The 22,812-nt window shown below is 65.5% G+C and carries 21 protein-coding genes and 1 pseudogene; 11 read left to right on the forward strand and 11 right to left on the reverse strand.

The window, feature by feature from the left end; all coding sequences use genetic code 11:
• Positions 1-74: 74 nt before the first annotated feature.
• The 4 genes from ACIGHL_RS16240 to ACIGHL_RS16255 all read right to left on the reverse strand — a co-directional run bounded on the left by ACIGHL_RS16240 (position 75) and on the right by ACIGHL_RS16255 (position 4,593).
• Complete coding sequence (locus tag ACIGHL_RS16240) at positions 75-2,279, reverse strand: xanthine dehydrogenase family protein molybdopterin-binding subunit (protein ID WP_128120935.1); 2,205 nt, start codon at positions 2,277-2,279, stop codon at positions 75-77.
• Positions 2,276-3,262 carry an FAD binding domain-containing protein gene (locus ACIGHL_RS16245; RefSeq protein ID WP_128120936.1) on the reverse strand — a complete coding sequence of 329 codons (987 nt, stop codon included), beginning with the start codon at positions 3,260-3,262 and terminating at the stop codon, positions 2,276-2,278. The genes ACIGHL_RS16240 and ACIGHL_RS16245 overlap by 4 nt, the downstream gene beginning before the upstream one ends.
• Positions 3,259-3,792, reverse strand: a complete 534-nt coding sequence (locus ACIGHL_RS16250; protein ID WP_128120937.1) for a (2Fe-2S)-binding protein — start codon at positions 3,790-3,792, stop codon at positions 3,259-3,261. Before ACIGHL_RS16250 ends, ACIGHL_RS16245 begins: the two co-directional genes overlap by 4 nt.
• A 198-nt stretch (positions 3,793-3,990) precedes the next feature.
• On the reverse strand, positions 3,991-4,593 hold the full coding sequence (locus ACIGHL_RS16255; RefSeq protein WP_128120938.1) for a nucleotidyltransferase family protein: 603 nt from the start codon (positions 4,591-4,593) through the stop codon (positions 3,991-3,993).
• 358 nt (positions 4,594-4,951) lie between these two features.
• Here ACIGHL_RS16255 and ACIGHL_RS16260 point away from each other — a divergent pair, with 358 nt between their 5' ends.
• The 3 genes from ACIGHL_RS16260 to ACIGHL_RS16270 all read left to right on the forward strand — a co-directional run bounded on the left by ACIGHL_RS16260 (position 4,952) and on the right by ACIGHL_RS16270 (position 8,921).
• Entirely contained in the window at positions 4,952-6,247 is a 1,296-nt protein-coding gene (locus ACIGHL_RS16260) for an NCS2 family permease (protein ID WP_064481430.1), read from the forward strand.
• 121 nt (positions 6,248-6,368) lie between these two features.
• Positions 6,369-7,457 carry a tRNA (uridine(54)-C5)-methyltransferase TrmA gene (gene trmA, locus ACIGHL_RS16265; RefSeq protein ID WP_046163915.1) on the forward strand — a complete coding sequence of 363 codons (1,089 nt, stop codon included), beginning with the start codon at positions 6,369-6,371 and terminating at the stop codon, positions 7,455-7,457.
• Positions 7,458-7,526: 69 nt separating this feature from the next.
• Entirely contained in the window at positions 7,527-8,921 is a 1,395-nt protein-coding gene (locus ACIGHL_RS16270) for an MBL fold metallo-hydrolase (protein ID WP_046163916.1), read from the forward strand.
• Between the two features lie 165 nt (positions 8,922-9,086).
• Here ACIGHL_RS16270 and ACIGHL_RS16275 read toward each other — a convergent pair whose 3' ends face one another.
• Entirely contained in the window at positions 9,087-10,658 is a 1,572-nt protein-coding gene (locus tag ACIGHL_RS16275; protein ID WP_046163917.1) for a 2Fe-2S iron-sulfur cluster-binding protein, read from the reverse strand.
• Positions 10,659-10,799: 141 nt separating this feature from the next.
• Here ACIGHL_RS16275 and ACIGHL_RS16280 point away from each other — a divergent pair, with 141 nt between their 5' ends.
• Genes ACIGHL_RS16280 through ACIGHL_RS16290 form a run of 3 tightly spaced genes read left to right on the forward strand, consistent with a single transcriptional unit; the run spans position 10,800 to position 12,230 of the window.
• Entirely contained in the window at positions 10,800-11,207 is a 408-nt protein-coding gene (locus ACIGHL_RS16280; RefSeq protein ID WP_046163918.1) for a DUF1924 domain-containing protein, read from the forward strand.
• Between the two features lie 9 nt (positions 11,208-11,216).
• Complete coding sequence (locus ACIGHL_RS16285) at positions 11,217-11,738, forward strand: diheme cytochrome c (protein WP_046163919.1); 522 nt, start codon at positions 11,217-11,219, stop codon at positions 11,736-11,738.
• A 27-nt stretch (positions 11,739-11,765) separates the two neighbouring features.
• Entirely contained in the window at positions 11,766-12,230 is a 465-nt protein-coding gene (locus ACIGHL_RS16290) for a periplasmic heavy metal sensor (protein ID WP_023446843.1), read from the forward strand.
• Positions 12,231-12,293: 63 nt separating this feature from the next.
• Here the strand turns inward: ACIGHL_RS16290 and ACIGHL_RS16295 are convergent, their stop codons facing one another.
• The 6 genes from ACIGHL_RS16295 to ACIGHL_RS16320 all read right to left on the reverse strand — a co-directional run bounded on the left by ACIGHL_RS16295 (position 12,294) and on the right by ACIGHL_RS16320 (position 18,319).
• Positions 12,294-14,459 (reverse strand): LTA synthase family protein, encoded by a 2,166-nt coding sequence (locus ACIGHL_RS16295; protein WP_046163920.1) that lies wholly within the window; start codon positions 14,457-14,459, stop codon positions 12,294-12,296.
• 10 nt (positions 14,460-14,469) lie between these two features.
• Positions 14,470-14,898: a diacylglycerol kinase gene (locus ACIGHL_RS16300; RefSeq protein ID WP_082082186.1), complete on the reverse strand. Its 429-nt coding sequence runs from the start codon at positions 14,896-14,898 to the stop codon at positions 14,470-14,472.
• Positions 14,888-15,607, reverse strand: a complete 720-nt coding sequence (locus ACIGHL_RS16305; RefSeq protein WP_046163921.1) for a lipopolysaccharide kinase InaA family protein — start codon at positions 15,605-15,607, stop codon at positions 14,888-14,890. The genes ACIGHL_RS16300 and ACIGHL_RS16305 overlap by 11 nt, the downstream gene beginning before the upstream one ends.
• A 2-nt stretch (positions 15,608-15,609) precedes the next feature.
• Positions 15,610-16,287, reverse strand: a complete 678-nt coding sequence (locus ACIGHL_RS16310) for a class I SAM-dependent methyltransferase (RefSeq protein ID WP_041014918.1) — start codon at positions 16,285-16,287, stop codon at positions 15,610-15,612.
• Positions 16,288-16,368: 81 nt separating this feature from the next.
• The gene (locus tag ACIGHL_RS16315; RefSeq protein WP_046163922.1) at positions 16,369-17,646 is read right to left on the reverse strand and encodes a sensor histidine kinase; all 1,278 of its coding nucleotides are present in this window, start codon (positions 17,644-17,646) and stop codon (positions 16,369-16,371) included.
• Positions 17,636-18,319, reverse strand: a complete 684-nt coding sequence (locus tag ACIGHL_RS16320; protein WP_003302056.1) for a response regulator transcription factor — start codon at positions 18,317-18,319, stop codon at positions 17,636-17,638. Before ACIGHL_RS16320 ends, ACIGHL_RS16315 begins: the two co-directional genes overlap by 11 nt.
• A gap of 191 nt (positions 18,320-18,510) precedes the next feature.
• Here ACIGHL_RS16320 and ACIGHL_RS16325 point away from each other — a divergent pair, with 191 nt between their 5' ends.
• The 5 genes and pseudogenes from ACIGHL_RS16325 to ACIGHL_RS16345 all read left to right on the forward strand — a co-directional run bounded on the left by ACIGHL_RS16325 (position 18,511) and on the right by ACIGHL_RS16345 (position 22,789).
• On the forward strand, positions 18,511-19,200 hold the full coding sequence (locus ACIGHL_RS16325) for a thermostable hemolysin (protein ID WP_046163923.1): 690 nt from the start codon (positions 18,511-18,513) through the stop codon (positions 19,198-19,200).
• Positions 19,184-20,617, forward strand: a pseudogene (locus ACIGHL_RS16330) (AMP-binding protein); the annotation flags it as partial. The gene ACIGHL_RS16325 and the pseudogene ACIGHL_RS16330, both read left to right, overlap by 17 nt.
• Positions 20,609-21,319, forward strand: coding sequence for an iron-containing redox enzyme family protein (locus ACIGHL_RS16335; RefSeq protein ID WP_500137056.1), 711 nt, complete (start codon positions 20,609-20,611; stop codon positions 21,317-21,319). The pseudogene ACIGHL_RS16330 and the gene ACIGHL_RS16335, both read left to right, overlap by 9 nt.
• Positions 21,306-22,142, forward strand: a complete 837-nt coding sequence (locus tag ACIGHL_RS16340) for an SDR family oxidoreductase (protein ID WP_128120941.1) — start codon at positions 21,306-21,308, stop codon at positions 22,140-22,142. The genes ACIGHL_RS16335 and ACIGHL_RS16340 overlap by 14 nt, the downstream gene beginning before the upstream one ends.
• Complete coding sequence (locus ACIGHL_RS16345) at positions 22,139-22,789, forward strand: tetratricopeptide repeat protein (RefSeq protein WP_128120942.1); 651 nt, start codon at positions 22,139-22,141, stop codon at positions 22,787-22,789. Before ACIGHL_RS16340 ends, ACIGHL_RS16345 begins: the two co-directional genes overlap by 4 nt.
• Positions 22,790-22,812: the final 23 nt, after the last annotated feature.

Consider the following 22,812-nt stretch of genomic DNA (forward strand, 5'->3'; position numbering starts at 1 on the left):
CTACTCCTGCACACTCGACAGTCGCGCATCCGTAGGGTGGAAAACGGCAACGCCTTTTCCACGCATCCGGCCGGTTACAAGACCTTGTCCAAGGTAATCGGCAAATCACGCACCCGCTTGCCGGTGGCGTGGTAGATGGCGTTACCCACCGCCGCCGCCACCCCCACGATGCCGATCTCACCCACGCCCTTGGAGCCCAGCGCGTTGACGATTTCGTCCTTCTCCTCGACGAAGAATACGTCGATGTCGTTGATATCGGCATTGATCGGGACGTGGTACTCGGACAGGTTGTGGTTCATGTAACGACCGAGGTTGTGGTCGATCATCGTTTCCTCATGCAGCGCCTGCCCGATGCCCCAGACCACACCACCCGCGATCTGGTTACCCGCGGTCTTCGGATTGACCACGCGCCCGGCGGCCACAGCACTGACCACGCGACTCACCTTTACCGTGCCCAGCGATTCGTCCACCCGTACCTCGACGAATATCGCCGAGTGCGTAGAGATTGAATACTCGTTGCGTTTCTCGCCCGGCTTGGCGCTGACTTCCGCTTCGAGCACGCCGCTGGCGGAGACGATCTTCGCCAGCTCGACCCGCTGCTCGGGCGATGCCTTCAAGCGCATCTGGCCGTCGACGAACTCCACATCCTCGAGCTTGGCCCCGGTGAACGGCGACACCGGCGATTGCTGAGCCGCGTCGAGTAATTTGGCCTGCAGCCCCTCACACGCCTGCTGCACGGCTGTCCCGACGGACGACACCGTGAAGGAGCCGCCTTCCAGCGGCGCCTGCGACAGGTTCGAATCACCCAGGCGAAACTCGACCTGCTCCATCGGCAGGCCCATGGCCGCCGCCGCAATCTGGGTCATCACCGTGTAGGTGCCAGTGCCGATGTCGGAGGTGGCGCTGCTGACCACCAGGCGTCCGTCGGGCTCCAGGCACGCCTTGGCGGCGGCCGGCATCTGCATCGCCTCCCACACTCCGGTGGCCATGCCCCAGCCGATCAGCTGGTTGCCGTCGCGCATGGAGCGTGGCGCCATCGAGCGGCGCGACCAGCCAAAGCGCTCAGCACCCTGCTCGTAGCATTGGCGCAGCTCCTTGCTCGAATAAGGCTTGTCCTCGTTGGCGTTGCGCTCGGAGTAGTTGGTCAGGCGCAACTGCAGCGGATCGACATTCGCTGCGTAGGCCAGTTCGTCCATCGCGCTTTCCAGGGCGTAGACACCAATGGTCGCGCCCGGTGCGCGCATATCCAGCGGCGTGTAGACGTCCAGCGGCACCAGTTGGTAGTCGAGCCTTGCGTTCGGGCACTTGTAAAGCATCCCGGACCACTCGACCTCATGCTCGGTGAAATCCTCGAAGCTGGAGGTCTGACCGATCGCCTGGTGGGTGATGGCCTGCAGTTCTCCGCTGGCGTTTGCGCCGATCGACAGCCGCTGCACGGTGCGCGGACGATAGCCAAAGGTGAACATCTGCTGGCGCTTGAGGGTGACACGCACCGAGCGCTTGAGCTTGAGCGCCGCCATCACCGCCAACGTCAGCTGATACTGAGGACGCAAGCCGGAACCGAAGGCACCGCCGACAAACGGCGAGAGGATGCGGATCTTGCCCTCCATGTCGAACACGCCTTCCAGATAGCGCATGCAGTTCTGCACACCCTGGGTCTTGTCGTAGATCTCCAGGTTGCCTTCGGGAAAGTAGTGAACAGTCGAGGCATGCGGCTCCATCGGATTGTGGTGCTCGACCGGCGTGGTGTACTGCACATCCACTTTGAATTGCGCGCTGGCCAGGGCGCTGTCCACATCACCGCGCGGCTCCGGCAGGTCGGCCGGTGCCTTGTGCATGGTTTCCAACTCGCTGAGCAGGTCGGTGTGATGGGGCTCGCGCTCGTATTCGACGCGCACCAGGCTGCCGGCGTAGCGGGCCAACTCGAGGTTTTCCGCCACCACCAGCGCGATCGGCTGGCCGCTGTAGAGAATACGGTCGTTGAACAGCGGCCGGAACGGCGAGCCATCGGCGGCATCGTCGTCCTCGTAGGGCTCGTCATAGCTGGCAATGGGCGGACGGTTCTGGTGGGTCAGCACCAGCGCCACGCCAGGCACTGCTTCGGCCGCACTGGCATCGATGCTGATGATTCGACCACGCGCGATGCTGCTGTTGACCACGCTGCCGTAGAGCAGGCCGGGCACATCGAACTCACCGGCGTATTGGGCCTGGCCGGTAACCTTCTTGGGACCGTCGACGCGATTCAGGGGCTGGCCAAAAGGGGAAGTGGCGGGTTTCATTGAGCGGCTCCTCTGGCGGCGTCGGTCAGGGCGCGAACGATGGCGCGACGGCCGAGTTCGATCTTGAAGGCGTTGTGTTCGAAGCCACTGGCTCCCTCGAGCAGGATGTTCGCAGCGGTCGTGAACGCGGCCTCGTCAGCCGTTTTGCCGACCAGCGCCGCCTCGGCTTCGGCTTTGCGCCAGGGCTTGTGTGCCACCCCGCCCATGGCGATACGGGCACTGCGAATGCTGTCGCCGTCCATCTCCAGCGCAGCGGCGACCGAAACCAGGGCGAACGCATAGGAGGCACGATCTCGCAGCTTGAGGTAGCTGCTGTGGGCGGAGAAGTCTTGGGGCGGCAACTCGACCGCGGTGATCAGCTCGCCATCGACCAGGGTGTTGTCCTGCTCGGGTGTATGGCCCGGCAAGCGGTGAAAGTCGGCCATGGGAATGCGCCGCTCGCCCCGTTGCCCTTGCACATGCACCACTGCCTCCAGTGCCGCCATCGCCACGCACATGTCGGAGGGATGGACCGCGATGCAGGCGTCGCTGTGGCCGAGAATCGCGTGGATGCGATTGAGCCCATCACGCGCCGAGCAACCAGTGCCCGGTTCACGCTTGTTGCACGGCGTGGTGCTGTCATAGAAGTAGTAGCAGCGGGTGCGCTGCAGCAGATTGCCGCCGGTGGTGGCCATGTTGCGCAGCTGCGGCGAGGCGCCGGCCAGGATCGCTTGTGACAGCAGCGGATAGCGTGCTTCCACCAGCGGATGCCAGGCTAGATCCGCGTTGCTCACCAGCGCACCAATGCGCAGGCCACCGTCAGCCGTCTCTTCGATGTCGGCCAGTGGTAGTTGGGTAATGTCGATCAGCTGGGAAGGACGCGTAACGTTTTCCTTCATCAGGTCCAGCAGATTGGTGCCACCGGCAATGTAGCGGCTGTTCGGGCGGAATTGACCGATGGCTTCCTCAACGCTGCTTGGGCGTGCATAGCTGAAGGGATTCATGGCGTCACCTCCTTCGCACCGGCCAGGCGTTCGCGAGTGTCCGCCGTAGCGTCCTCGATAGCGGCGACAATGTTCGGGTAGGCGCCGCAACGGCAGACATTGCCACTCATCTGTTCGCGCAGATCATCACGGGTTTCCGCCCGACCCTCGGCGATCATGCCCACAGCGGAGCAGATCTGCCCGGGCGTGCAATAGCCGCACTGGAAGGCGTCGTGTTTGACGAAGGCGGCCTGCATCGGGTGCAGTTCCTCGCCCTGCGCCAGCCCTTCGATGGTGGTCAGCTCGGCGCCGTCGTGCATCACGGCGAGGGTCAGGCAGCTATTGATCCGCTTGCCGTTGAGCAACACGGTACAGGCGCCACACTGGCCGTGGTCACAGCCTTTCTTGGTGCCGGTCAGGTGCAGTTGCTCACGTAGCAGATCGAGCAAGGTGGTCCAGGGATAGACCTCGATTTCACGGCGCTGGCCGTTCAGTTGGAGGGAAATGGAACAGGCGGTAATCCCACCTGGGACGGAAGACGTTTCGCTCATGGCAGCCTCACGGTTTGGGGGGCTTCGGGTGCCTGTTCTATGCAGGATCGCCGAAGACCTCAGGCATTCGATGCGCTTTCCGTGCGCCTAGGAAGTACGACTGCCCACGCGGAAAAATCGTTCAGCCGAGCGCATACATAGCCATGCAAGGCGCGCTAGAGCTGCCAGGGCGCCACAATGGCAGGCAGCTACAGCCGGTCAGCTGTTGCGTCGATCATCGGGGCGATCAATGTCCTGCAACACGCCGGAGTCATCGACCTCGACTTCCCAGGCAGCACCACTCGAAAACAGCGCCTGAGCACCGCGTTCGCCGTCCAGCGATATCACCTGCAACGCGTGGTCGCGACCGATCCCCCGCGGATGGCCGCGCTGCCCCTGATGACTTGCAACCACCAGGCGCGGTGGCTCGATCTGCTCAGCGATGCGACGGAAGGTGGCGGGCCGCACATAAGGCATGTCGCCGAGCGCGACCAGCCAGCCCTTGTCGCTCGGGCACTGCCTGAGCGCCTGCGCCAGGCTGTGGCCCAACCCCTGGGTGTGCACGGCGAGCACCTCGGCACCGTACCAGTCAGCCTGCTGCCCAAGCCAGGCAAGCAGCTCGCTGTTGTCGTCACGGGTCACGACGACCAGCCGCTCGGCGACCCCACACAGCGCACCAAGCGTTGCCGCCAGCACGGGCGGGGCATCAGGCGTGCGATTGCAGGGGGCGAGCAATTTGTCCTGATCGGCATGCTCGCGGTAACGGCTGCCCTGCCCAGCCGCCAGCACCAGCGCGCATACACCGCGTACGGGTTCAACCATGCGGGTGTTCTCTCATGCGCCGCGAGCCGGGCTTGCCTAGGCGCCTGTGGCTTCCACCCAGCCGTCGGCCGGTGTGGTGTTCGGTCATGTTCCCTCCTCGCAGAACGGGGCCAATCGGGCCGTCAGTCACACTGACCCCGTCGCGAGTACAACCGTTGCGCGCCGGCTCCACAATCTCGCCCGGTGCTGGGTACAGGCCGGCGCGATCCCACCGTGAAAAGCAGAACTCACAAGTCACCGAATGGAAATTCAACCCGCTCGAGCGACGGTGTAAGATGCCCCGCTTTTTGCGGGCTTCGCCCGGATAAGCTTTGCTGTACCCCAACCGCACGAAAGACCGGCAAGAAGAGGAATCACCATGCTGGAGAAGCTGTTCCAACTCAAGGCGCACAACACCACGCTGCGCACCGAGATCCTGGCCGGTCTCACCACCTTCCTGACGATGGCCTACATCCTCTTCGTCAACCCAAGCATTCTTGCTGAAACCGGCATGGATCACGGCGCGGTCTTCGTCGCCACGTGCCTGGCCGCGGCCATCGGCTCGGCGATCATGGGCCTGGTTGCCAACTACCCGATCGCCTTGGCACCGGGCATGGGCCTGAACGCCTTCTTCACCTACACCGTGGTGCTGACCATGGGTTACACCTGGCAGACGGCGCTGGGTGCGGTGTTCCTCTCGGGCGCAATCTTCTTCCTGCTGTCGATCTTCAAGATCCGCGAGTGGATCATCCACAGCATTCCGCTGGCATTGCGTTCCGGCATCGCGGCGGGTATCGGCCTGTTCCTGGCGATCATCGCGCTGAAAAATGCCGGTATCGTCGTAGACAATCCGGCCACGCTCGTCGGTCTGGGTGACCTCACCGCCGGCGGCCCGCTGCTCGCCTGCCTCGGCTTCTTCCTGATCGCCGCGCTCGCCTATCGCAAGGTCACCGGTGCCGTGATGATCGGCATTCTGGTGGTGACCGGGTTGTCGATCCTACTGGGCCTTTCCGAGCTCAACGGCGTGGTGTCGATGCCGCCGTCGCTGGTGCCGACGTTCATGGAACTCGACATCATGGGCGCGCTGGATATCGGCCTGCTCAGCGTGATTTTTGCCTTCCTCTTCGTCGACTTGTTTGACACCTCCGGCACCCTCATCGGTGTCGCCCAGAAAGCCAACCTGTTGGACAAGGACGGTCGCATGCCGCGCCTGGGCCGCGCGCTGCTGGCTGACAGCACCGCGACCATGGCTGGCGCCGCACTCGGCACCTCGACCACCACCAGCTACATCGAATCCGCTGCGGGCATCAGCGCTGGCGGGCGCACCGGCCTGACTGCATGCGTCGTCGCGCTGCTGTTCCTGCTCAGCCTGTTTTTCGCCCCGCTGGCCGGCGCCGTGCCCGCCTACGCGACCGCACCGGCACTGCTGTTCGTCGCTGTGCTGATGATGAGCAGCCTGGCCAACATCGACTGGGAAGACCTCACCGTCGCCGCACCGGTGGCCATCGCCGCGCTGGCCATGCCGCTGACCTTCTCCATCGCCAACGGCATCGCCTTCGGCTTCATTGCCTGGACCGCGATCAAGCTGCTCGCCGGCCGCTGGCGCGAGCTGAGCCCGGCGATGTGGATCCTCTCGATCCTGTTCGTGGTCAAGCTGGGCTGGTTTGCCGGCTGACGTTCCGTAGGGTGGATGACGCTTTTTTCATCCACCCTTCATACGGCTACGGTGGATGGATGAAGCGTCAGCTGCGCGCCCCGATCCACCCTACGATTTACCTACCATTCCAAGAGTCTTCATGAGCGCTCCGCAATTCGACCCCGCCACTTACGACGCCCAACTCGCCGAGAAAGCCGCGCGGCTGGTGGAACTGCTGGCGCCCTTCGACGCACCCGCGCCGGAAGTTTTTGACTCGCCACGTGAACACTACCGGCTTCGCACCGAGTTCCGCCTGTGGCGCGAGGACGGCCAACGCCACTACGCGATGTTCGAGCAGGGCGACAAACACACGCCCATTCTTATCGACGAATTCCCCATCGCCAGCCGTCGCATCAACGACCTGATGCCGCAGCTCAAGGCCGCCTGGCAAGCCAGCGAGACCCTGAGTTTCAAGCTATTCCAAGTCGAGTTCCTGACCACGCTCTCCGGCGATGCGCTGATCACCCTCGCCTATCACCGGCCGCTGGACGATGCCTGGCAGCAGGAGGCAGAAAAGCTAGCCGAGGCGCTGGGCGCCAGCATCGTCGGCCGTTCCAAAGGCAAGCGCATCGTCATTGGTCGCGACTACGTGACTGAGCAACTGACCGTTGCCGGCCGCACCTTCAGCTATCGCCAGCCAGAAGGCGCTTTCACCCAGCCCAACGGCGAGGTGTGCCAGAAGATGCTGAACTGGGCGCATGACGTCCTTGGCGAGCGAAACGACGACCTACTCGAACTCTATTGCGGTAACGGTAACTTCACTCTGCCGCTGGCGACTCGCGTACCCAAAGTGCTGGCCACCGAGATCAGTAAATCCTCGGTGAACGCGGCGCTGGCCAACCTCGACGACAACGGCATCGACAACGTCACCCTGGTTCGTCTCTCCGCTGAAGAGCTGACCCAGGCGCTGAACGAGGTGCGCCCGTTCCGCCGCCTAGCCGGCATCGACCTGAAGAGCTACAACTTCGGCAGCGTTTTCGTCGACCCGCCACGCGCCGGCATGGACCCGGACACCTGCGAGCTGACCCGCCGTTTCGAGCGCATCCTCTACATTTCATGCAACCCGGAAACCCTCGCGGCGAACATCGCCCAGCTGCACGACACCCACCGCATCGAGCGCTGCGCGTTGTTCGACCAATTCCCCTACACCCATCACATGGAATCCGGGGTGCTGCTGGTCCGCAAATGAGCGGGTACTGAACCCGAACCGGCTGTCGGCGTCCCAACCGCGACGATCAATCGTTACGGAGGAGCGAGCATGCTGATATTCGAGCCGATCTATACCGACGGCCTGGCGCAGATTTCCTACCTGGTGGGCGACAGCAAGGCCGCGGTCGCCGCGGTGATCGACCCGCGGCGCGACATCGATATCTACCTCGACCTGGCCCGCGAAAAAGGCCTGCGCATCGGCTACGTCATCGAGACCCACATCCATGCTGACTTCGTCTCCGGTGCCCAGGCGCTGGCCGAACGCAGCGGCGCAGAGATCATCGGTGGCTGCTCGCCGAACTACGGTTTCGAGCTGCGCCAGGCTGCCGATGGCGAGGTGCTGGAGCTCGGCCAGGTCAGCCTGGAAATCATCTACTCGCCAGGCCACACGCCAGAACACATCTCGCTGCTGCTGCGCGACGGCCAGCAGGGCGATGAGCCGTGCGCGCTGTTTACCGGCGACACCCTGTTCAACCTCGACGTCGGCCGTCCCGACCTGCTCGGCGAAGACAGCACCCGGCAACTGGCCGCGCAGCTCTATGCCACCCTGTTCACCCGTTACCTACCCCTCGGTGAACGCATCGAGATCTACCCGTGTCATGGCGCCGGCTCGGCCTGCGGCAAGTCCATCGGTGATCGCCGGCGCTCCACCCTGGGTAACGAGTTGTTATTCAATCCGGCACTCAACCAGCGGCGTAACGAAGGCGAGTTCATCGACTGGCTGCTCAGCGGCATGCCCGAGCCGCCGCGCCACTATGCGCGGCTGAAGAAGCTCAACACCCGTCCAGCAATGAATACCGGCGGACCAGCGCTGCCGCCGCCGCTGGCACCGGAGGAGTTCCGCCAGCGCACCGCCGACCACAGTGTCGTGCAACTGGTAGATGTGCGCTCGATCCTGGCCTTCGGCGGTGGCCATGTGCCGGGCGCGTTGAACATCGCGCTGCGCAACGAGTTCGTCAGCTGGGCCGGCTGGATGCTCGACGACAAGCGGCCGATCTACCTGATCGGCGAAGACAGCCACGAGGTCCACCAGGCGACACTGCAGCTGTACCGCATCGGTCTCGATCGGGTGGCAGGCTATCTGCGCAACGGCATGACCGACTGGCAGAACGCCGGCCTGCCCCTGGCCAGCGTCGGCCAATGGACGGTGCACGAGCTGAACCGTCGCCGCGAGGATCCGCAGGTTCAGGTACTCGACGTGCGTGCACCCGAGGAGGTCGGGCAAGGGCGCGTGCCCGGCGCCAGGCATGCCTTCGTCGCACATCTGCCCGAAGGACTGGATCAACTGGATAAGGACAGAACCGTGGCGACCTACTGCGGCAGCGGTTATCGCGCCTCGATTGCCGCCAGTATTCTCAAGCGCCACGGGTTCAGCCGGGTAGTCAACGTGCCGGGTTCATGGATCGCTTGGCGCAAGGACGACCTGCCAGTGGCGGAGCGCTGAGCCAGCTGGGCACGATCTGCATAAGGTTGAGAACCAACGGATTTTCCACCCGACCCAAGTGCAAAGGCACTACCGTGTCGGTGGTTAAGGCTGCGCCGTTATTCACCCTACGCCCCGTCCACTTTAGGCGATTCGTAGGGGAAAACAGCAACGGCCTGTTCCACCTCAGTACTCCACCTGCAGTTCGGCGCTGCGCGGTTCGGCCTGGCAAGCCAGGACCCAGCCTTGACGCACCTCGCTTTCGCTCAGCACCTGATTGCTGCGCATGCTTACGCTGCCCTCGACCACGCGACACTTGCACGCGGCGCAGACACCCGAGCGACAGGCGCTCGGTGGCTGCAGGCCAGCCTGCTCCATCGCCTCCAGCAGTACCTCGCCACGCAGCACATCCAGCTCGTGGCGACGGCCATCGAGAGCGACCCGCAGGCGGCTGCGCTTGCCGCCCGAGGTGGCCACTGGCGCAGCCGCGCCGAAGCGCTCCAGATGGATGCGCGCAGCCTCTACGCCCAGCTCGCTCAGCGCAGAACTGGCAGCATCCATGAACGGCTGCGGCCCGCAGATGTAAGCCTCTGCGGCGGGCCAACCTGCGATCTTCGCGGCGATGGCCGGGCCATTCGGCGCACCCTGTTCCGCATCGAGCCAAATGCGCAGCTGCAGGCGTTCGGGATGGCGGGCGGACAACTCGGTCAGCTCCTCGGCAAAGATCAGCGACGCGGCGTCGCGGCTGGCGTAAAACAGGCACACCCGTCCATTACCCTCGACCAGCGCGGCCTGCAGAATCGCCATCAGCGGCGTGATGCCGCTGCCGGCACCGAGCAGCAGCAGGTCGCAGTCGAGACTGCGCGGCACGAAAACGCCAGCCGGCGGCAGCGCCTCGATGCAGTCGCCCACCTGCAGGTTGTCCAGCAGCCAGTTCGACGCCCGGCCGCCGGGCACCCGCTTGATGGTGATGCGTAGGGCAGCGTTGCCCTCCGGCCGTTGCGACAGCGAGTAGCAGCGCAGCAACGGCTCTTCGCCACAGCGCACCTTCAAGGTGAGGAACTGCCCCGGCCGCGCGGCAAAGCGTGCGCGCTGGGCGGCCGGTACCTGCAGGGTGAACGAGCAGCTATCGGCGGTTTCGGCCTGACGCGAGGCGATTTGCAGGCGAGTGAACTCGCCGGTGGCCGGAGCCGGGGACGCAGACAGGGAGGTCATGCCAGAAGTCGGTGTCGCTGTCGAAGTCGGCCCCGACGCGGACACGCCGCGCAGCATTGGCCACACCGTCTTGCGACGGAACAGCAGCACGTAGCCGACGTGCAGGCCAATCAGCCCCAGCCCCAGGTTGGCAAAAAACTCGTGCACCTCTTCAGCATCCCCCATCCAGCCGACGAAATCGATGTCGCTGGCAGCACCGAACACCTCTGGCCCCACACCGGGCAGCGCAGCCAGCACGTCGCCGTTGTCGGCCATGCCCAGGCCGACCAGGCTGGCGATGGCGAAACTGCCCAGCGCACCTACCGTCAGCCACTTGCCGATTGCCGACAGGCCCGGCTTGCGCCGCTGTCCCTTCGGCGGCAGCAACTTTGGAAAGCCCCGCAGGCGCAGCGGCACGACCAGCAGACGCCACACCAGCAGCACCACCAGGCCGTAACCCAGCCAGAGGTGCAACGACTCGGCGTCGTCGCCAGTCAGGTACACCGCGAGGAAGAAACCGGCCAGTAGCCAGTGGAACAAGCGAAAGCGGTTGAAGGCAGCCACGGTGGCAATCCTCGATATAGGGAATGCATCCCTTGTATGCCCCGCAGCTGAAGCCAAGCTGAATGCCATCATGCGGCCATGTTCAGTTTGGCGTAAGGCAGCGCGCCTAGGCTGCGCTCATTCCCAACCGGAGAGCGCACCATGAAAGCCCGCTGGATCATCCTCCTGTCCTGCTGCCTGAGTTTGTCGGTCCTGGCCGAAACCGAACATCCGCTGCTGGCCGGCTACGCCGCGCAAGCCCGTCAGCAGGATTCGAACTTCGCCGGCTTTTCCGCCGAACGCGGCAAGGCGCTGTACTTCGCCGAAGAGCAGCGCGACGGCAAGACCATGAGCTGTACCACCTGTCACACCGCCGACCCACGCCAGCCGGGCAAGACGCCCGCTCACCGCAAGGTCGAGCCGCTGGCGCCAGCGACCAATCCCGAGCGTTTCACCAAGCTTAAGAAGGTCGAAAAGTGGTTCCGCCGCAACTGCGACGACGTCTTCGCCCGCGAATGCACGGCGCAGGAAAAAGGCGACTTCATCAGCTGGATCGACAGCATCCAATAGGAGTGCGCCATGAAGATCGCCTCCATCGTTGCCGTCGCCGGGCTGACCTCTGCCCTGGCGTTGGCCGGCCTCAGCTTCGCTGACAACGACGACCACGACCGCCAGCGCTACAAGCGCCCCAAGCGTCTGTCGGTTCCGAGCGACGCACCACTGGTTTGGAAGGAGGAATGCGCCGCCTGTCACATGCTCTACGCACCGGGCCTGCTGCCGGCCGAGGCCTGGCGCCGGCAGATGCAAACCCTCGATGAGCACTACGGCAGCAATGCCACGCTCGACCCCGAACAGGAGCGCGAGATCCTCGAATTCCTGCTGCGCGCCTCGGCGGGCAACAGGTTGCCGGTCGAGCCGTCGCCGACCGCCGGCGAGCCGCCACGCATCAGCCAGACCCGCTGGTTCGAGCGCAAGCATGACGAGGTCAGCGAAGCCAAGTTTGCCCGCGAGTCGGTCGGCGGTCGCGCCAACTGCGTGGCCTGCCACCGCGACGCCGAACGCGGTGACTTCGATGACGACCGCGTAAAGATTCCGCGCTAAGCGGCTGTTTCCCCACTGAGGTAATCCATGATGACGACTTCCACTCTGCGCGGAGCCCTGGCGCTGTCGCTACTGGTCAACTGTGGCGTGCTGGGCGCGCTCGCCTGGCAGAAACTGCAAACCGACGGGCTGCCCATGCCGTCCGGCGCACCAACCGAACTTTCGCACCAGCTGGAGCTGAGCGCCAACCAGCTCGGGCGCTGGCATGACGGCCAGGCGCCCTATCTGGCCCGGCTGCGTGCCCTCGACAGTGACCTCGATGCCCAGCGCAGCAAGTTGCTACAGGCGCTGCTCGGCGAGCGGGTCGACCCCGCGCAGATCGCCAGCGAGCAGGCAAAGCTCGGTGAACTGCGCGATGCTCGCCAACAGCTGCAGATCGAGCAGCTGCTGAACGAACGCGAGCTGCTCGACGCCCGTCAGCGGCAGAAGCTGGTGAGCTTCCTCGCCCGCCAGAACGCGTCGACCGAATTGGCCTCGCTGCACGATCAGTAGCCGTCATACAGCCGAACGCCGCGAACCTCTCGGCCGCGACGTTCGCCACCGACGCGCTGAATCTCAGCCTTCGCTCGCCTTACGCACCTGGCTCGGCGTCTTGGACGGCTCTGCGGGTATGACCGCACTGGCCAGCGGCACGCCGCCCGGCGCAGCCTCACGCTCGCGATCACCGCTGCGGTTGGCCAGCAAGCTGGCGGTCGCGGTTTGCAGGTAGGCCTCCAGCTGGCGCTGCAACTGCGTCGCCTCGGCATCCGGCGCGAGTCGTTCGCCCTGCGGGTTGGCACCCAGGCGGTAGCGATACAGGCGCGCCGTTTGCTCCTTGGGCTGCACCAGGACGCGGTCACCGCGAATCATCGCCACCGTCTGATCGCTGCCCGACGGCTTGATGATGCCGAAACCGGGGTCGTTCGCCGCCAGGCTGAGCAGGTCGCGGCCCCAACACTGGTGCCGTACCTCGCCGCCAAGCCGGCCCATGATGGTCGGCACTACGTCGACCTGGGTACCCACCACATCGCGACGGCTGCCGAAACGCTCGGTAATGCCCGGCGCAATTAACAGCAGCGGCACGTTGAAGCGGAACAGATCCATCTCGGTGACCTCCTCCGGCACCCCGAAGCCGTGATCGCCGACCACCACGAACAGCGTCTGCTCGAACCAGGGCTCGCCACGCACGCTGTCGAAGAATTGCCCCAGCGCCCAGTCTGAATAGCGCATCGCGGTCAGGTGCTGATCCAGATTGCCATGCCCCTTTACCGGAGCGACCGGCAACTGCTCCGGCAGCGCATAGGGCGTGTGATTGGACAGCGTCTGCAACAGCGCATAGAACGGCTTGCTGCGGTCCAGCTGCGCCAGCTCCTCGGCAGCGCGGGTGAACATGTCCTGATCGGAAACGCCCCAGGTCGGATCGGCCACCACCGGGTCGACGTAGTCGCCGCGGCCGATGAAGCGCGTCATGCCCTGATTGCTGAAGAAACCGGACTGGTTGTCCCAGGCGAAATCACCGTTGTAGACGTAGAGGTCGTTGAACGCCCGCGCGCTGAGCAGTTGCGGCAGGCCGGAGAAGCGGTTGCCACCCTCCGGCGTCTGCATCAGGTACTCGAAGCCCGGCAGGTTGGGGAAGCAGGCCATGCTGGCAAACATGCCCTGATGGGTATGGGTGCCATTGGCGAAGAAGCGGCTGAACAGCAGGCCCTCTTCGGCGAGGCGATCGAAGTTCGGCGTGATGCCTTCCCCGCTGCCCAGCGCGCCGACAAAACGCCCGGCGAAGCTCTCCATCAGGATCACCACCACGTTGCGCACCGGCAGCTGCCCGTCCGCCGGCGGACGGAAATCACGGCGTACCGGCGCCAGTTCGGCATCCACCAGTTGATCGTTGCCGGTCAGTAGCAGCTCGCGGGTGATCGCCTGCGCTTGCTCGGCCGGCAGCGTCGCCTTCCAGCTGTTGTCGCGGTGGCTGGAAAAGCGGTTCTTCGCCGCGTCATACAGCGACAGTGTCGCGTTCAGGCCGAGGTGATTGGCGAACATCGACTCGGTGGTAAAGGCATCGCCCCAACGCAGCGGCGGTCCCTGGCGCAGCGTGCCTCGGGCAGCCACCACGCAGACCAGTATCAGCACGCCGAATACCGCCGCGCGGGTATACCAGGCCGAGCCGCGGCGGCGCGCGGCGGTCTCGCGCACAGCCGGCGCGCCACGGGTCAGCCGCTCCAGCCAGCCGAACAGGGCGTACATCGCCGCGCTCGCCACACCCCAGCTCGCCAGCAGTTGCAGTACCGGGAAGCCATGCCAGAGCATGCTCAGCACGGTGGCCGGGTCTTCCTGCAGGTACTGGAACACCAGGCTATTGAGGCGCTGGTGAAACTCGCGATAGAAGTTCAGCTCGATCAGCCCGAGCAGGATCGTCAGGCTGGCACACACACTCAACCACAGCCGCAGCAGGCCCCGGGCGGCCATCACTCGCATGCTCAGCACCCCGAGCAGCAGTGGCAGCAGGATGTACACCGTCAGCCGCAGGTCGAAGCGCAGGCCGTTGCCGAACGCCTCGACGAAGCTGGCCAGCGGTGTACTGCCGATCAGCTCGCGGTTGAACAGCAGCAAGCCCAGCCGCAACAGCGCGAACAGCGCCAGCAGGGCCAGCGCACAGGCGAACGTGAAGCGCAGGTGGGCGGCCAGGCCATTGAAGCCGGACGCCGGGCGCTCTCGAGCAGAGCGTCGCAAAGAGGAAAGCATGGTACGTCCTTCAGGGGATGAGAATCACCGCCCAGACCAGACCGATCAGGCACAGCGCCAGCAATTGCGCGGCGCTGCCCATGTCCTTGGCCTGTTTGGCGAGCGGATGCAGTTCGAAAGAGATGCGGTCGACCGTCGCTTCGATGGCCGAGTTGAGCAGTTCGACGATCAGGCCGAGAAACACCACGGCAATTAGCACGGCGCGTTCGACGCGGCTGACGTCGAGCAGGAAGGCCAGCGGAATCAGCAGCAGGTTCAGCAGCACCAACTGGCGAAACGCTGCCTCGCCCCGATAGGCAGCCTTGAGGCCTGCAACCGAATAGCCGGATGCGTACCAGATGCGCGCCAGCCCGCTGCGCCCCTTCAGCGCCGCACCGTCGGCCGGCACGCCAACACGGGTCACGGCCTCGGCAACCACGCAAGTCGGCTCAGATGACATCGCAGTGCAACTCGCTAAAGGTGCGGTGGGCAGCCAGCAATCGTTGCCAGTCCTGTTCCGGCATGGCCTGGCGATGACGCTTGAGCTGGCGCAGGTCATGCCGTGCCGCGGCGCTACGACGTAGCCGGCGGCGGCTCTTTTCCAGATCGAGCAGGGCGACCTCGACCCCGGTCGCGTCACCTTCGCCGTGAACCTTGAGGAAGATGTGCTTGGGATAGCAGCAGCCGTGCTGCCAGCGCGCCTGGTGGATGCGACCGAGAGTAATGCCGACGGCGTCGAGCATGCGCTTCTGCACCGCGTGACCGTAATACTCGGCCATGCCCTCGGCGTACCAGTCCTCCAGGCTGACGAAGCCTTCCAGCTCCGCCGTCACCAGCAGTGCCTGCCACTGGCCGGCCTGTTGCCGCGTGCCGCAGTAGACCAGTTCCGGCACCCGCACGCCGAGCCGGGCGAAGGCCTGCAGCGCCCGCAATTCGCGCAGCACCGTGGGCCGGCCGAACGGATGCAGCAGCGAGCGATACAGGTGGCCAATCTGCCGTTTGCAGTACAGCAGCGGCTGCTGCGGATCGCGCAGCCGTATCCGTTGCACACCGCTTTCGCCGGCGCGGCGCTGGTTAGGTTCCTCGACCCATTCGCCCTGGGTGTTCCACCAGCGCTGGAAGGTGCTGGTACGCGCTTCGCGGGCCGGCAGTACGAGTGGTCGGCTCATGTTCAACCCCGCTTGCGCAGCACGTAGACCCGCCACATGGCGTAGCCCGGGAGGAAGTCATTGCGGTCGAGGATGTCGAAGCCGGCCTCGGCGAATTCCGTCTCGATCACCGAGCGCGCGACGACGAAGCGGTTCTGGTTGTCCTTTGCCGGCCGGCGACGCTCCAGGCGCTTGCGCTTCCAGGCCTTGTAGTTGCCATCGACCCACAGCGAGACGATCAGCGTGTCACGGGTGACGCGGTGGAACTCACGCAGCATCGCCAGCCGGTGCTCCGGGTCGGCGATGTGGTGCAGTAGGCGCATGCAGAAGATGTTGTCTACCGCGTTGTCACCCATGTCGATGGCGAAGGCGGAGGTCTGAAAGGTCTCGACCCGCTTGAGCACTTCCAGCGAATGCGCCGATTCGGCGATCGCCAGCATGTCGGCGGAGTTGTCGGCGGCAAAGATCATCCGGCTTGGGTGCTCGGCCAGCAGCGGCCAGAAGCGCCCGGCGCCGCACGGCAGGTCCAGCACCAGATCAGGATCGCCGGCGATCTTCAGTGCGCGGCGCGCCATCTGCTCGTCACGCCAGTGCGACAGCCGCCGGGCCGGGCCATCCTGATGCTTGTGCAGGTATTCGTAGGCGTGCTGGCGGTCGTACTTGCGCGAGAACTCCAGTTCGATAGGGCTCGATGTGGTCATGGCGGGCATTCCGGTTGGAAACGGAACGCCAAACTAACCAGGCAGACATCAAGGGCACGTCAACGGGATGTGAAAAAAACGTCAAACCGCGCCGTCATGAAAGCGCACCTGAAAACAGCTGCCCTGCGGTTGCCGCGGCACCACACCTACCTGCCAGCCCTGGTGCGCGCAGATCCGCTTGACCAGCGACAACCCCAGCCCCAGCCCTTCGCCGCGCCCCTCGGCACCCCGCACGAACGGCTGAAACATGCGCTCCTGCTCCGCCAGGGGAATGCCCACGCCGCTGTCCTCGACGCGAAAGCCACCTTCGTCGAGGACCAGCCGCACCGTGCCGCAGTCGGTGTAATGCAATGCGTTGCGCAGCAGGTTGGACATCACCGTGCCGAGCAAGGTGTGGTTGTAGACGCCGCGGTCCTCGCCCTGCTCCAGCAGCTCGAAGGCCAGGCCCTTCTCCGCCAGCAACGGTGCCCAGCGCTCGCTCTGCTCGGTCGCCACGCTCCGCAAGCTGGCGTCGCCGGCCAAGGACGTCTGTTGCGGACGCGCCCGCGCCAGCATCAGGAAGGTTTCCACCAGCTCGTGCATTTCCCGCGCGGCGCGCTGGATGCGCGCCAGCGGTCGCTGCGCAGCTGGCGACAGCTCGGCCTGCTGCTCGAGGAGCTCGCAGGCGCCGAGCACCACCATCAACGGGGTGCGCAGTTCATGGCTGACATCGGCGGTGAATAGCCGCTCGCGCTCCAGGGTCTGGCGCAGCTGGCCGAGGGTGCTGTCGAACGCCGCGGCCAGATGGCCGACCTCGTCATCGGGATACTGCAGGGCCAGCGGCGGCGCCAGCGGATGCAGCTGGTCGCGGTGGCGCACCTGGTTGGCCAGGCGACTGACCGGCGCCAACACCCGGTTGGCCATCAGCCGCCCCAGCGCCCAGGCGCCGAGCACGCTGAGCAGAAAGCCGGCCAGCACGACGTTGAACAGCGCATCTTCACGGGCCTCGAACTCGTGCTGCTCCTGCACCAGCACGTAGCGGTCAGCGCCGACATTGCGCACATAGACGTAGTAGGCATCGTCACCGCGAACCAGCTCGGTGAACCCCTCACCGAGCCCGGCAAACGCCTTTGGCATCGGGTGCTCGGGCAGATGCGAGGCGAAGAAGTGGGTGCTGGTGTCCAGCTGCGGTGTCCGTCCCTTTGGCAGGTCCTCGTTGAGCACGATGTCCAGGTGGCGACTCAGCTCCTCGGTGACCAGCTGCTCCTCGATGAAGTGCACGACGCCGACGATGCCGAGGGCGAACGCACCGCTCACCACCAGCGTCATCAGCGTGAAGGCGATGACGATCCGCCGCGCCAGCGGCTGCTTAGCGAGCATCGCAGTCCTCCGCCAGGCGGAAGCCAAGGCCGTGCACGGTATGCAGCAACGGCTTGGCGAACGGCTTGTCGAGCACCTGGCGCAACTGGTGGATATGGCTGCGCAACGCATCGCTGTCCGGCACGTGATCACCCCAGACGGCATCTTCCAGCGCTTCGCGGCGCACCACCGCCGGGCTGCGCTGCATGAGGATCGCCAGCAGCTTGTGGCCGATAGGGTTGAGGCGAATCGGCTGGCCACCACGACTGGCTTCCAGGGTGTCCAGGTCGTAGCAGAGATCGGCCACCTGCAGCTGCCGGCGACGCGATCCCTGGCAGCGACGCAGGATCGCCTCGATACGGGCAACCAGCTCGGACAGCGCGAAGGGCTTGATCAGATAGTCGTCGGCACCGGCCTGCAGCCCCTTGATGCGGTCAGGCAGGGCATCGCGGGCGGTGAGCATGATGATCGGCGTATCACGCCCGGCATCGTCACGCAGGCGCTTGCACACCTGCAGTCCGTCGATGCCCGGCAGCATCAGGTCCAGCACGATCAGGTCGTAGTCCTGCGTGGCGGCCAGGTGCAGGCCGCTGAGGCCGTCCTGCGCGCAGTCGACCACGTAGCCCTTGAGCTCGAGGTAATCCAGCACGTTGGCGAGAATGTCACGGTTGTCTTCGATGACCAGGATGCGCATCGCTGGGGTACTCGCTAGAAGTTTTGGAACGGCAGACGCTGCTTATTACGCCTGCGCGCGGCGCAGAACATAGCCGAGACGATGTGAAAAAAACGTCGCCTCGCCAGCCCCGCATTTAGCGCCGTGCGGCTTAAGGCTGCCTTAAGTTTGCCGCCCAACAATCGCCCCAGGCTTCTAACCGAGGTTCCCCGATGGAACTGCCCTGGGTTGATCAAACTGACGTACTGGCGTGTATCGGCCGTGAGCCGGCGCTGACCCTGCAACTGGCGCAGGCCGATGCAGGCGAGCGGCGCGCAGCACTGGAACGCTTCATCCACCAACGATTCGCCGAGCACTATCAGGCACGGGTGCGGCACTTCATGCCCTGCCTGCTGGGCCTGCATGACCAGAACGGCGAGGTGCAGGGCGCGGTCGGTCTGCGCAGCGCCCAGCGTCGGCCGCTGTTTCTCGAGCGTTATCTGGACGAACCCATCGAGCAGGCCGTGAGCCTGCGCCATGGGCGTACGGTGCCGCGCGAGGAGATCGTCGAGGTCGGCAACCTGGCTGCGTTCGGCAACGCCTCGGCGCGCCTGCTGATCGTCGCACTGACCGACCTGCTGGTCGCCCAGGGTTTTCGCTGGGTGGTGTTCACCGGCACGCCAGCCTTGCTCAACAGCTTTCAGCGCCTCGCGCTCGATCCGCTGCCACTCGGCCTGGCCGATCCGGCGCGCATGGGCGATGAGCTGGCCGACTGGGGAAGCTACTACGCCAGCCGCCCGCAGCTGATGGCCGGCGAGATCCTGCCCGGCCACCAGCGCCTGCTGCAACTCGGCCTCTATGCGCGACTCGGCTACCGGCCGTTATTCGATGCCACGGAGGTGCCCCATGCAGCCTGCAGCTGAACGCTTCTGGACGACGCTCGACCAGCACGCCGGCATCGCGCTGAGCGAAGGGCCGCGTCAGCTGAGCTATGCCGAATTGCGCCACGAGGTAGCCGCGCGTGCCGCCCAGCTGCAACGGCTCGGCGTGCAGCGCGTCGCCTTGGCGCTGGACAACGGTCTGGAGTGGGCGCTGTGGGATCTGGCCCTGCTGCGAGCCGGTCTGGTCTGCGTGCCGCTGCCGGGATTCTTTTCCCCGGCGCAGCAGGAGCATGTGCTGAACCATGCCGGCATCGACTGCCTGATCGGCGCCGTCAGCCCGCTCAGCGAGCGCTGCGGCTTTCGTCCGACCGCCGGCGACCTGTTACAGCGCCAGCCGGATACCGTCACGCCGGTGCCCGACGGCACCCTGAAGATCACCTATACCTCCGGCACCACCGGCCAGCCCAAGGGCGTCTGCCTGAACGCCGAAGCACAGCTGGCGGTGGCCGAGAGCCTGCGGCAGGCCAGCCTGCCGTGCGACGTGCGACAGCACCTGTGCGTACTGCCGCTAGCGACGCTGCTGGAAAACATCGCCGGGCTCTATGCGCCGCTGCTGGCGGGTGCGCGGGTCGAGCTGCGGCCGCTGGCCGAGATCGGCTTCAGCGGCGCGGCGGGCTTCGAGCTGCAACGTTTGCTGGCCACGCTGCAGGCCAGCCAGCCGCACAGCCTGATCCTGCTGCCGCAGCTGTTGCTGGCGCTGGTCAGCGCCGCCGAACAGGGAGTGCCATTGCCAGCGTCGCTGCGCTTTATCGCGGTGGGTGGCGGCCGCGTGGCGCCGCAGCTACTGGAGCGCGCCGAGCGCCTCGGGCTGCCGCTGTTCGAGGGCTACGGCTTGTCCGAATGCGCCTCGGTGGTCTGTTTGAACACACCCGAGGCGCGGCGCATCGGCACGGTCGGCCGGCCGCTGCCACACGTCGAGCTGCGCTTGGCCGACGATGGCGAGGTACTGGTGCGCGGCCCGCACATGCTCGGTTACCTCGGCGAACCGCCGCTGACCGGCGAGTGGCTGGCCACCGGCGACCTAGGCCATTTCGAGGATGGCTTCCTGATCCTGCACGGGCGCAAGAAGCATCAGTTCGTAACCGCCTACGGACGCAACGTCAACCCGGAATGGGTCGAGGCCGAGCTGGTGCAGCAGGCGCCGATCGCCCAGGCCTGGCTGCATGGCGAGGCGCTGGCGCAGAACGTCGCCGTGCTCGTACCTCGCCGCCCCGAGCTGAGCGATGCCGAGCTGCAGGCGGCGGTCGAGCGGGTCAATGCCGGCCTGCCGGACTACGCCCGCGTACACCACTGGCTGCGCGCCGCCGAAGCCTTTCGCCCCGACAACGGCCTGGCCACCGCCAATGGCCGCCTGCGCCGCGACGCCCTGTTCAGCCACTACCAAACGGCCATTAACGCCTTTCTTTTTCCTGACTTCGAGGTACGCAGCATGGAATTTTTCGACCAACTGCAACAACAGACCAACAGCGAGCGCGAGTACCTGCTCGGCGCGCCGATCATCCACGCCGCGCTAGCCGGCACTGCGACCCGCGCGCAGTACATCGCTTTCCTCACCCAGGCCTATCACCACGTCAAGCACACCGTGCCGCTGTTGATGGCTTGCGGCGCACGCCTGCCGGAGCGCCTGGAGTGGCTGCGCGAGGCGATCGCCGAATACATCGAGGAAGAAATCGGCCACCAGGAATGGATCCTCAACGACATCCGCGCCTGTGGCGGCGATACCGAGGCGGTGCGCCACGGCCAGCCGGCACTGCCCACCGAGCTGATGGTCGCCTACGTCTACGACCGCATCGCGCGGCACAACCCGGCGAGCTTCTTCGGCATGGTAAACGTGCTGGAAGGCACCAGCATCGCCTTGGCGACCCAGGCAGCCGGCGTGCTGCAGGACAAGCTCGAGCTGCCGGCCAAGGCATTCAGCTACCTGACATCCCATGGTAGCCTGGACCTGGAGCACATCGAGTTCTTCAAGAAGCTGATGAACCGCCTCGAAAACGATGCCGACAAGGCCGCCGTGGTGCACACCGCTCGCGTCGTCTACCGCCTCTACGGCGACATCTTCCGCAGTCTGAGCGCGCCGGAGCACGACCATGCAACTGCGTGACGCGCGAATCCTGCTGACCGGTGCCAGCGGCGGCATCGGCCAGGTGCTGGTCGAGCGGCTCTGCGCGAACGGCGCACGGCTGTTACTGGTGGGACGCGACAGTCTTGCCCTGGAAGCGCTGACGCGTCGCTATCCGGGGCAGGTCAGCCTGGTCTGCGCCGACCTCACCCAGCGCAGTGGCCGGCATACGGTGCTCGATGCAGCGCGGCGTTTCGGCGGCCTCAACTGCGTGATCAATGCCGCAGGGATCAACCAGTTCAGCCTGCTCGAACAGCAGGACGAGGATGCCATCGCCCGCCTGATCGGCGTCAACGTCACCGCCACACTGCAGCTGACCCACCTGCTGCTGCCGCTGCTGCGCCAGCAACCGCAGGCGCTGCTGGTCAATCTCGGCTCGACCTTCGGCTCCATCGGCTACCCGGGTTTCGCCGCCTACTGCGCGAGCAAGTTCGCCCTGCGCGGCTTCTCCGAAGCGCTGCGGCGCGAATTGGCCGACAGCCACGTTAAGGTGCTCTACGTCGCGCCCCGCGCCACCCGCACGGCGATGAACAGCGCCGATGTGGTGGCGATGAACAACGAGCTGAAGGTGGAGATGGATGATCCGCAACAAGTCGCGCGGCAGATCGTCCACGCCATCGCCGCCGAGCGTGAAGAGATCTACCTCGGCTGGCCGGAAAAACTCTTCGTGCGCCTCAATAGCCTGCTGCCGCGGCTGGTCGACCAGGCGCTGCGCAAGCAGCTGCCGGTGATCAAGCGCTTCGCCCGCGCCGAACAGCCAACGCCACCCGCATCGCAATCTACCTCTACCGGAGAACACCCATGAAGCCTCTGCTCGGCCTTTGCGCCCTGATGCTGGCCCTGGCCAGCCAACCCTCCTTAGCCCTCAGCCCGGCCGGCAAGTCATCGCTGCGCCAGATCCAGACGCGCTGGGCGGAGATCAACTATCAACTGCCTGCGGCACAGCGCGAGGCGGCCTTCGCCCGGCTCGCCTCGGAGGCGGAAAGCGCGGCGGCCGGCGAACCCCAGGCCGCCGAGCTGCATATCTGGCACGGCATCGTGCTCAGCACCTGGGCCGGCGCCAAGGGCGGGCTCGGTGCGCTGAGCCTGGTCAAGCAGGCCAAGGCCGAACTGGAGGAAGCCATCGAACTTGATCCGCAGGCGCTGGATGGCTCGGCCTACACCAGCCTCGCGAGTCTCTACTACCAGGTGCCCGGCTGGCCGATCGGCTTCGGTGACGAGGACAAGGCCGAGGCGTTGTTCCATCAGGCGCTGGCGCTGAACCCGAGCGGCATCGACCCCAACTACTTCGATGGCGATTTCCTGCTGCGCCAGAAGCGCTATGGCGAAGCACGCGCCGCACTGGAAAAAGCCATCGCCGCACCCGCCCGCCCCGGTCGCGAAGTCGCCGATGCCGGGCGCCGCGAAGAGGCCCGCGCGCTGCTGGCCAAGGTCAAGGAAAAACTGGAATAACCGGTTGCGACGGCGTTGAATGC

The organism is Pseudomonas sp. NPDC077451 (genome assembly GCF_044543345.1).
Lineage (GTDB): Bacteria > Pseudomonadota > Gammaproteobacteria > Pseudomonadales > Pseudomonadaceae > Stutzerimonas.

Excerpts from the sequence above, each read along its gene's own strand:
- ACIGHL_RS16240 (WP_128120935.1), bottom strand. The coding sequence starts at position 2,279 with ATGAAACCCGCCACTTCCCCTTTTGGCCAGCCCCTGAATCGCGTCGAC.
- ACIGHL_RS16245 (WP_128120936.1), bottom strand. The coding sequence starts at position 3,262 with ATGAATCCCTTCAGCTATGCACGCCCAAGCAGCGTTGAGGAAGCCATC.
- ACIGHL_RS16250 (WP_128120937.1), bottom strand. The coding sequence starts at position 3,792 with ATGAGCGAAACGTCTTCCGTCCCAGGTGGGATTACCGCCTGTTCCATT.
- ACIGHL_RS16255 (WP_128120938.1), bottom strand. The coding sequence starts at position 4,593 with ATGGTTGAACCCGTACGCGGTGTATGCGCGCTGGTGCTGGCGGCTGGG.
- ACIGHL_RS16260 (WP_064481430.1), top strand. The coding sequence starts at position 4,952 with ATGCTGGAGAAGCTGTTCCAACTCAAGGCGCACAACACCACGCTGCGC.
- trmA (WP_046163915.1), top strand. The coding sequence starts at position 6,369 with ATGAGCGCTCCGCAATTCGACCCCGCCACTTACGACGCCCAACTCGCC.
- ACIGHL_RS16270 (WP_046163916.1), top strand. The coding sequence starts at position 7,527 with ATGCTGATATTCGAGCCGATCTATACCGACGGCCTGGCGCAGATTTCC.
- ACIGHL_RS16280 (WP_046163918.1), top strand. The coding sequence starts at position 10,800 with ATGAAAGCCCGCTGGATCATCCTCCTGTCCTGCTGCCTGAGTTTGTCG.
- ACIGHL_RS16285 (WP_046163919.1), top strand. The coding sequence starts at position 11,217 with ATGAAGATCGCCTCCATCGTTGCCGTCGCCGGGCTGACCTCTGCCCTG.
- ACIGHL_RS16290 (WP_023446843.1), top strand. The coding sequence starts at position 11,766 with ATGATGACGACTTCCACTCTGCGCGGAGCCCTGGCGCTGTCGCTACTG.
- ACIGHL_RS16295 (WP_046163920.1), bottom strand. The coding sequence starts at position 14,459 with ATGCTTTCCTCTTTGCGACGCTCTGCTCGAGAGCGCCCGGCGTCCGGC.
- ACIGHL_RS16300 (WP_082082186.1), bottom strand. The coding sequence starts at position 14,898 with ATGTCATCTGAGCCGACTTGCGTGGTTGCCGAGGCCGTGACCCGTGTT.
- ACIGHL_RS16305 (WP_046163921.1), bottom strand. The coding sequence starts at position 15,607 with ATGAGCCGACCACTCGTACTGCCGGCCCGCGAAGCGCGTACCAGCACC.
- ACIGHL_RS16310 (WP_041014918.1), bottom strand. The coding sequence starts at position 16,287 with ATGACCACATCGAGCCCTATCGAACTGGAGTTCTCGCGCAAGTACGAC.
- ACIGHL_RS16315 (WP_046163922.1), bottom strand. The coding sequence starts at position 17,646 with ATGCTCGCTAAGCAGCCGCTGGCGCGGCGGATCGTCATCGCCTTCACG.
- ACIGHL_RS16320 (WP_003302056.1), bottom strand. The coding sequence starts at position 18,319 with ATGCGCATCCTGGTCATCGAAGACAACCGTGACATTCTCGCCAACGTG.
- ACIGHL_RS16325 (WP_046163923.1), top strand. The coding sequence starts at position 18,511 with ATGGAACTGCCCTGGGTTGATCAAACTGACGTACTGGCGTGTATCGGC.
- ACIGHL_RS16340 (WP_128120941.1), top strand. The coding sequence starts at position 21,306 with ATGCAACTGCGTGACGCGCGAATCCTGCTGACCGGTGCCAGCGGCGGC.
- ACIGHL_RS16345 (WP_128120942.1), top strand. The coding sequence starts at position 22,139 with ATGAAGCCTCTGCTCGGCCTTTGCGCCCTGATGCTGGCCCTGGCCAGC.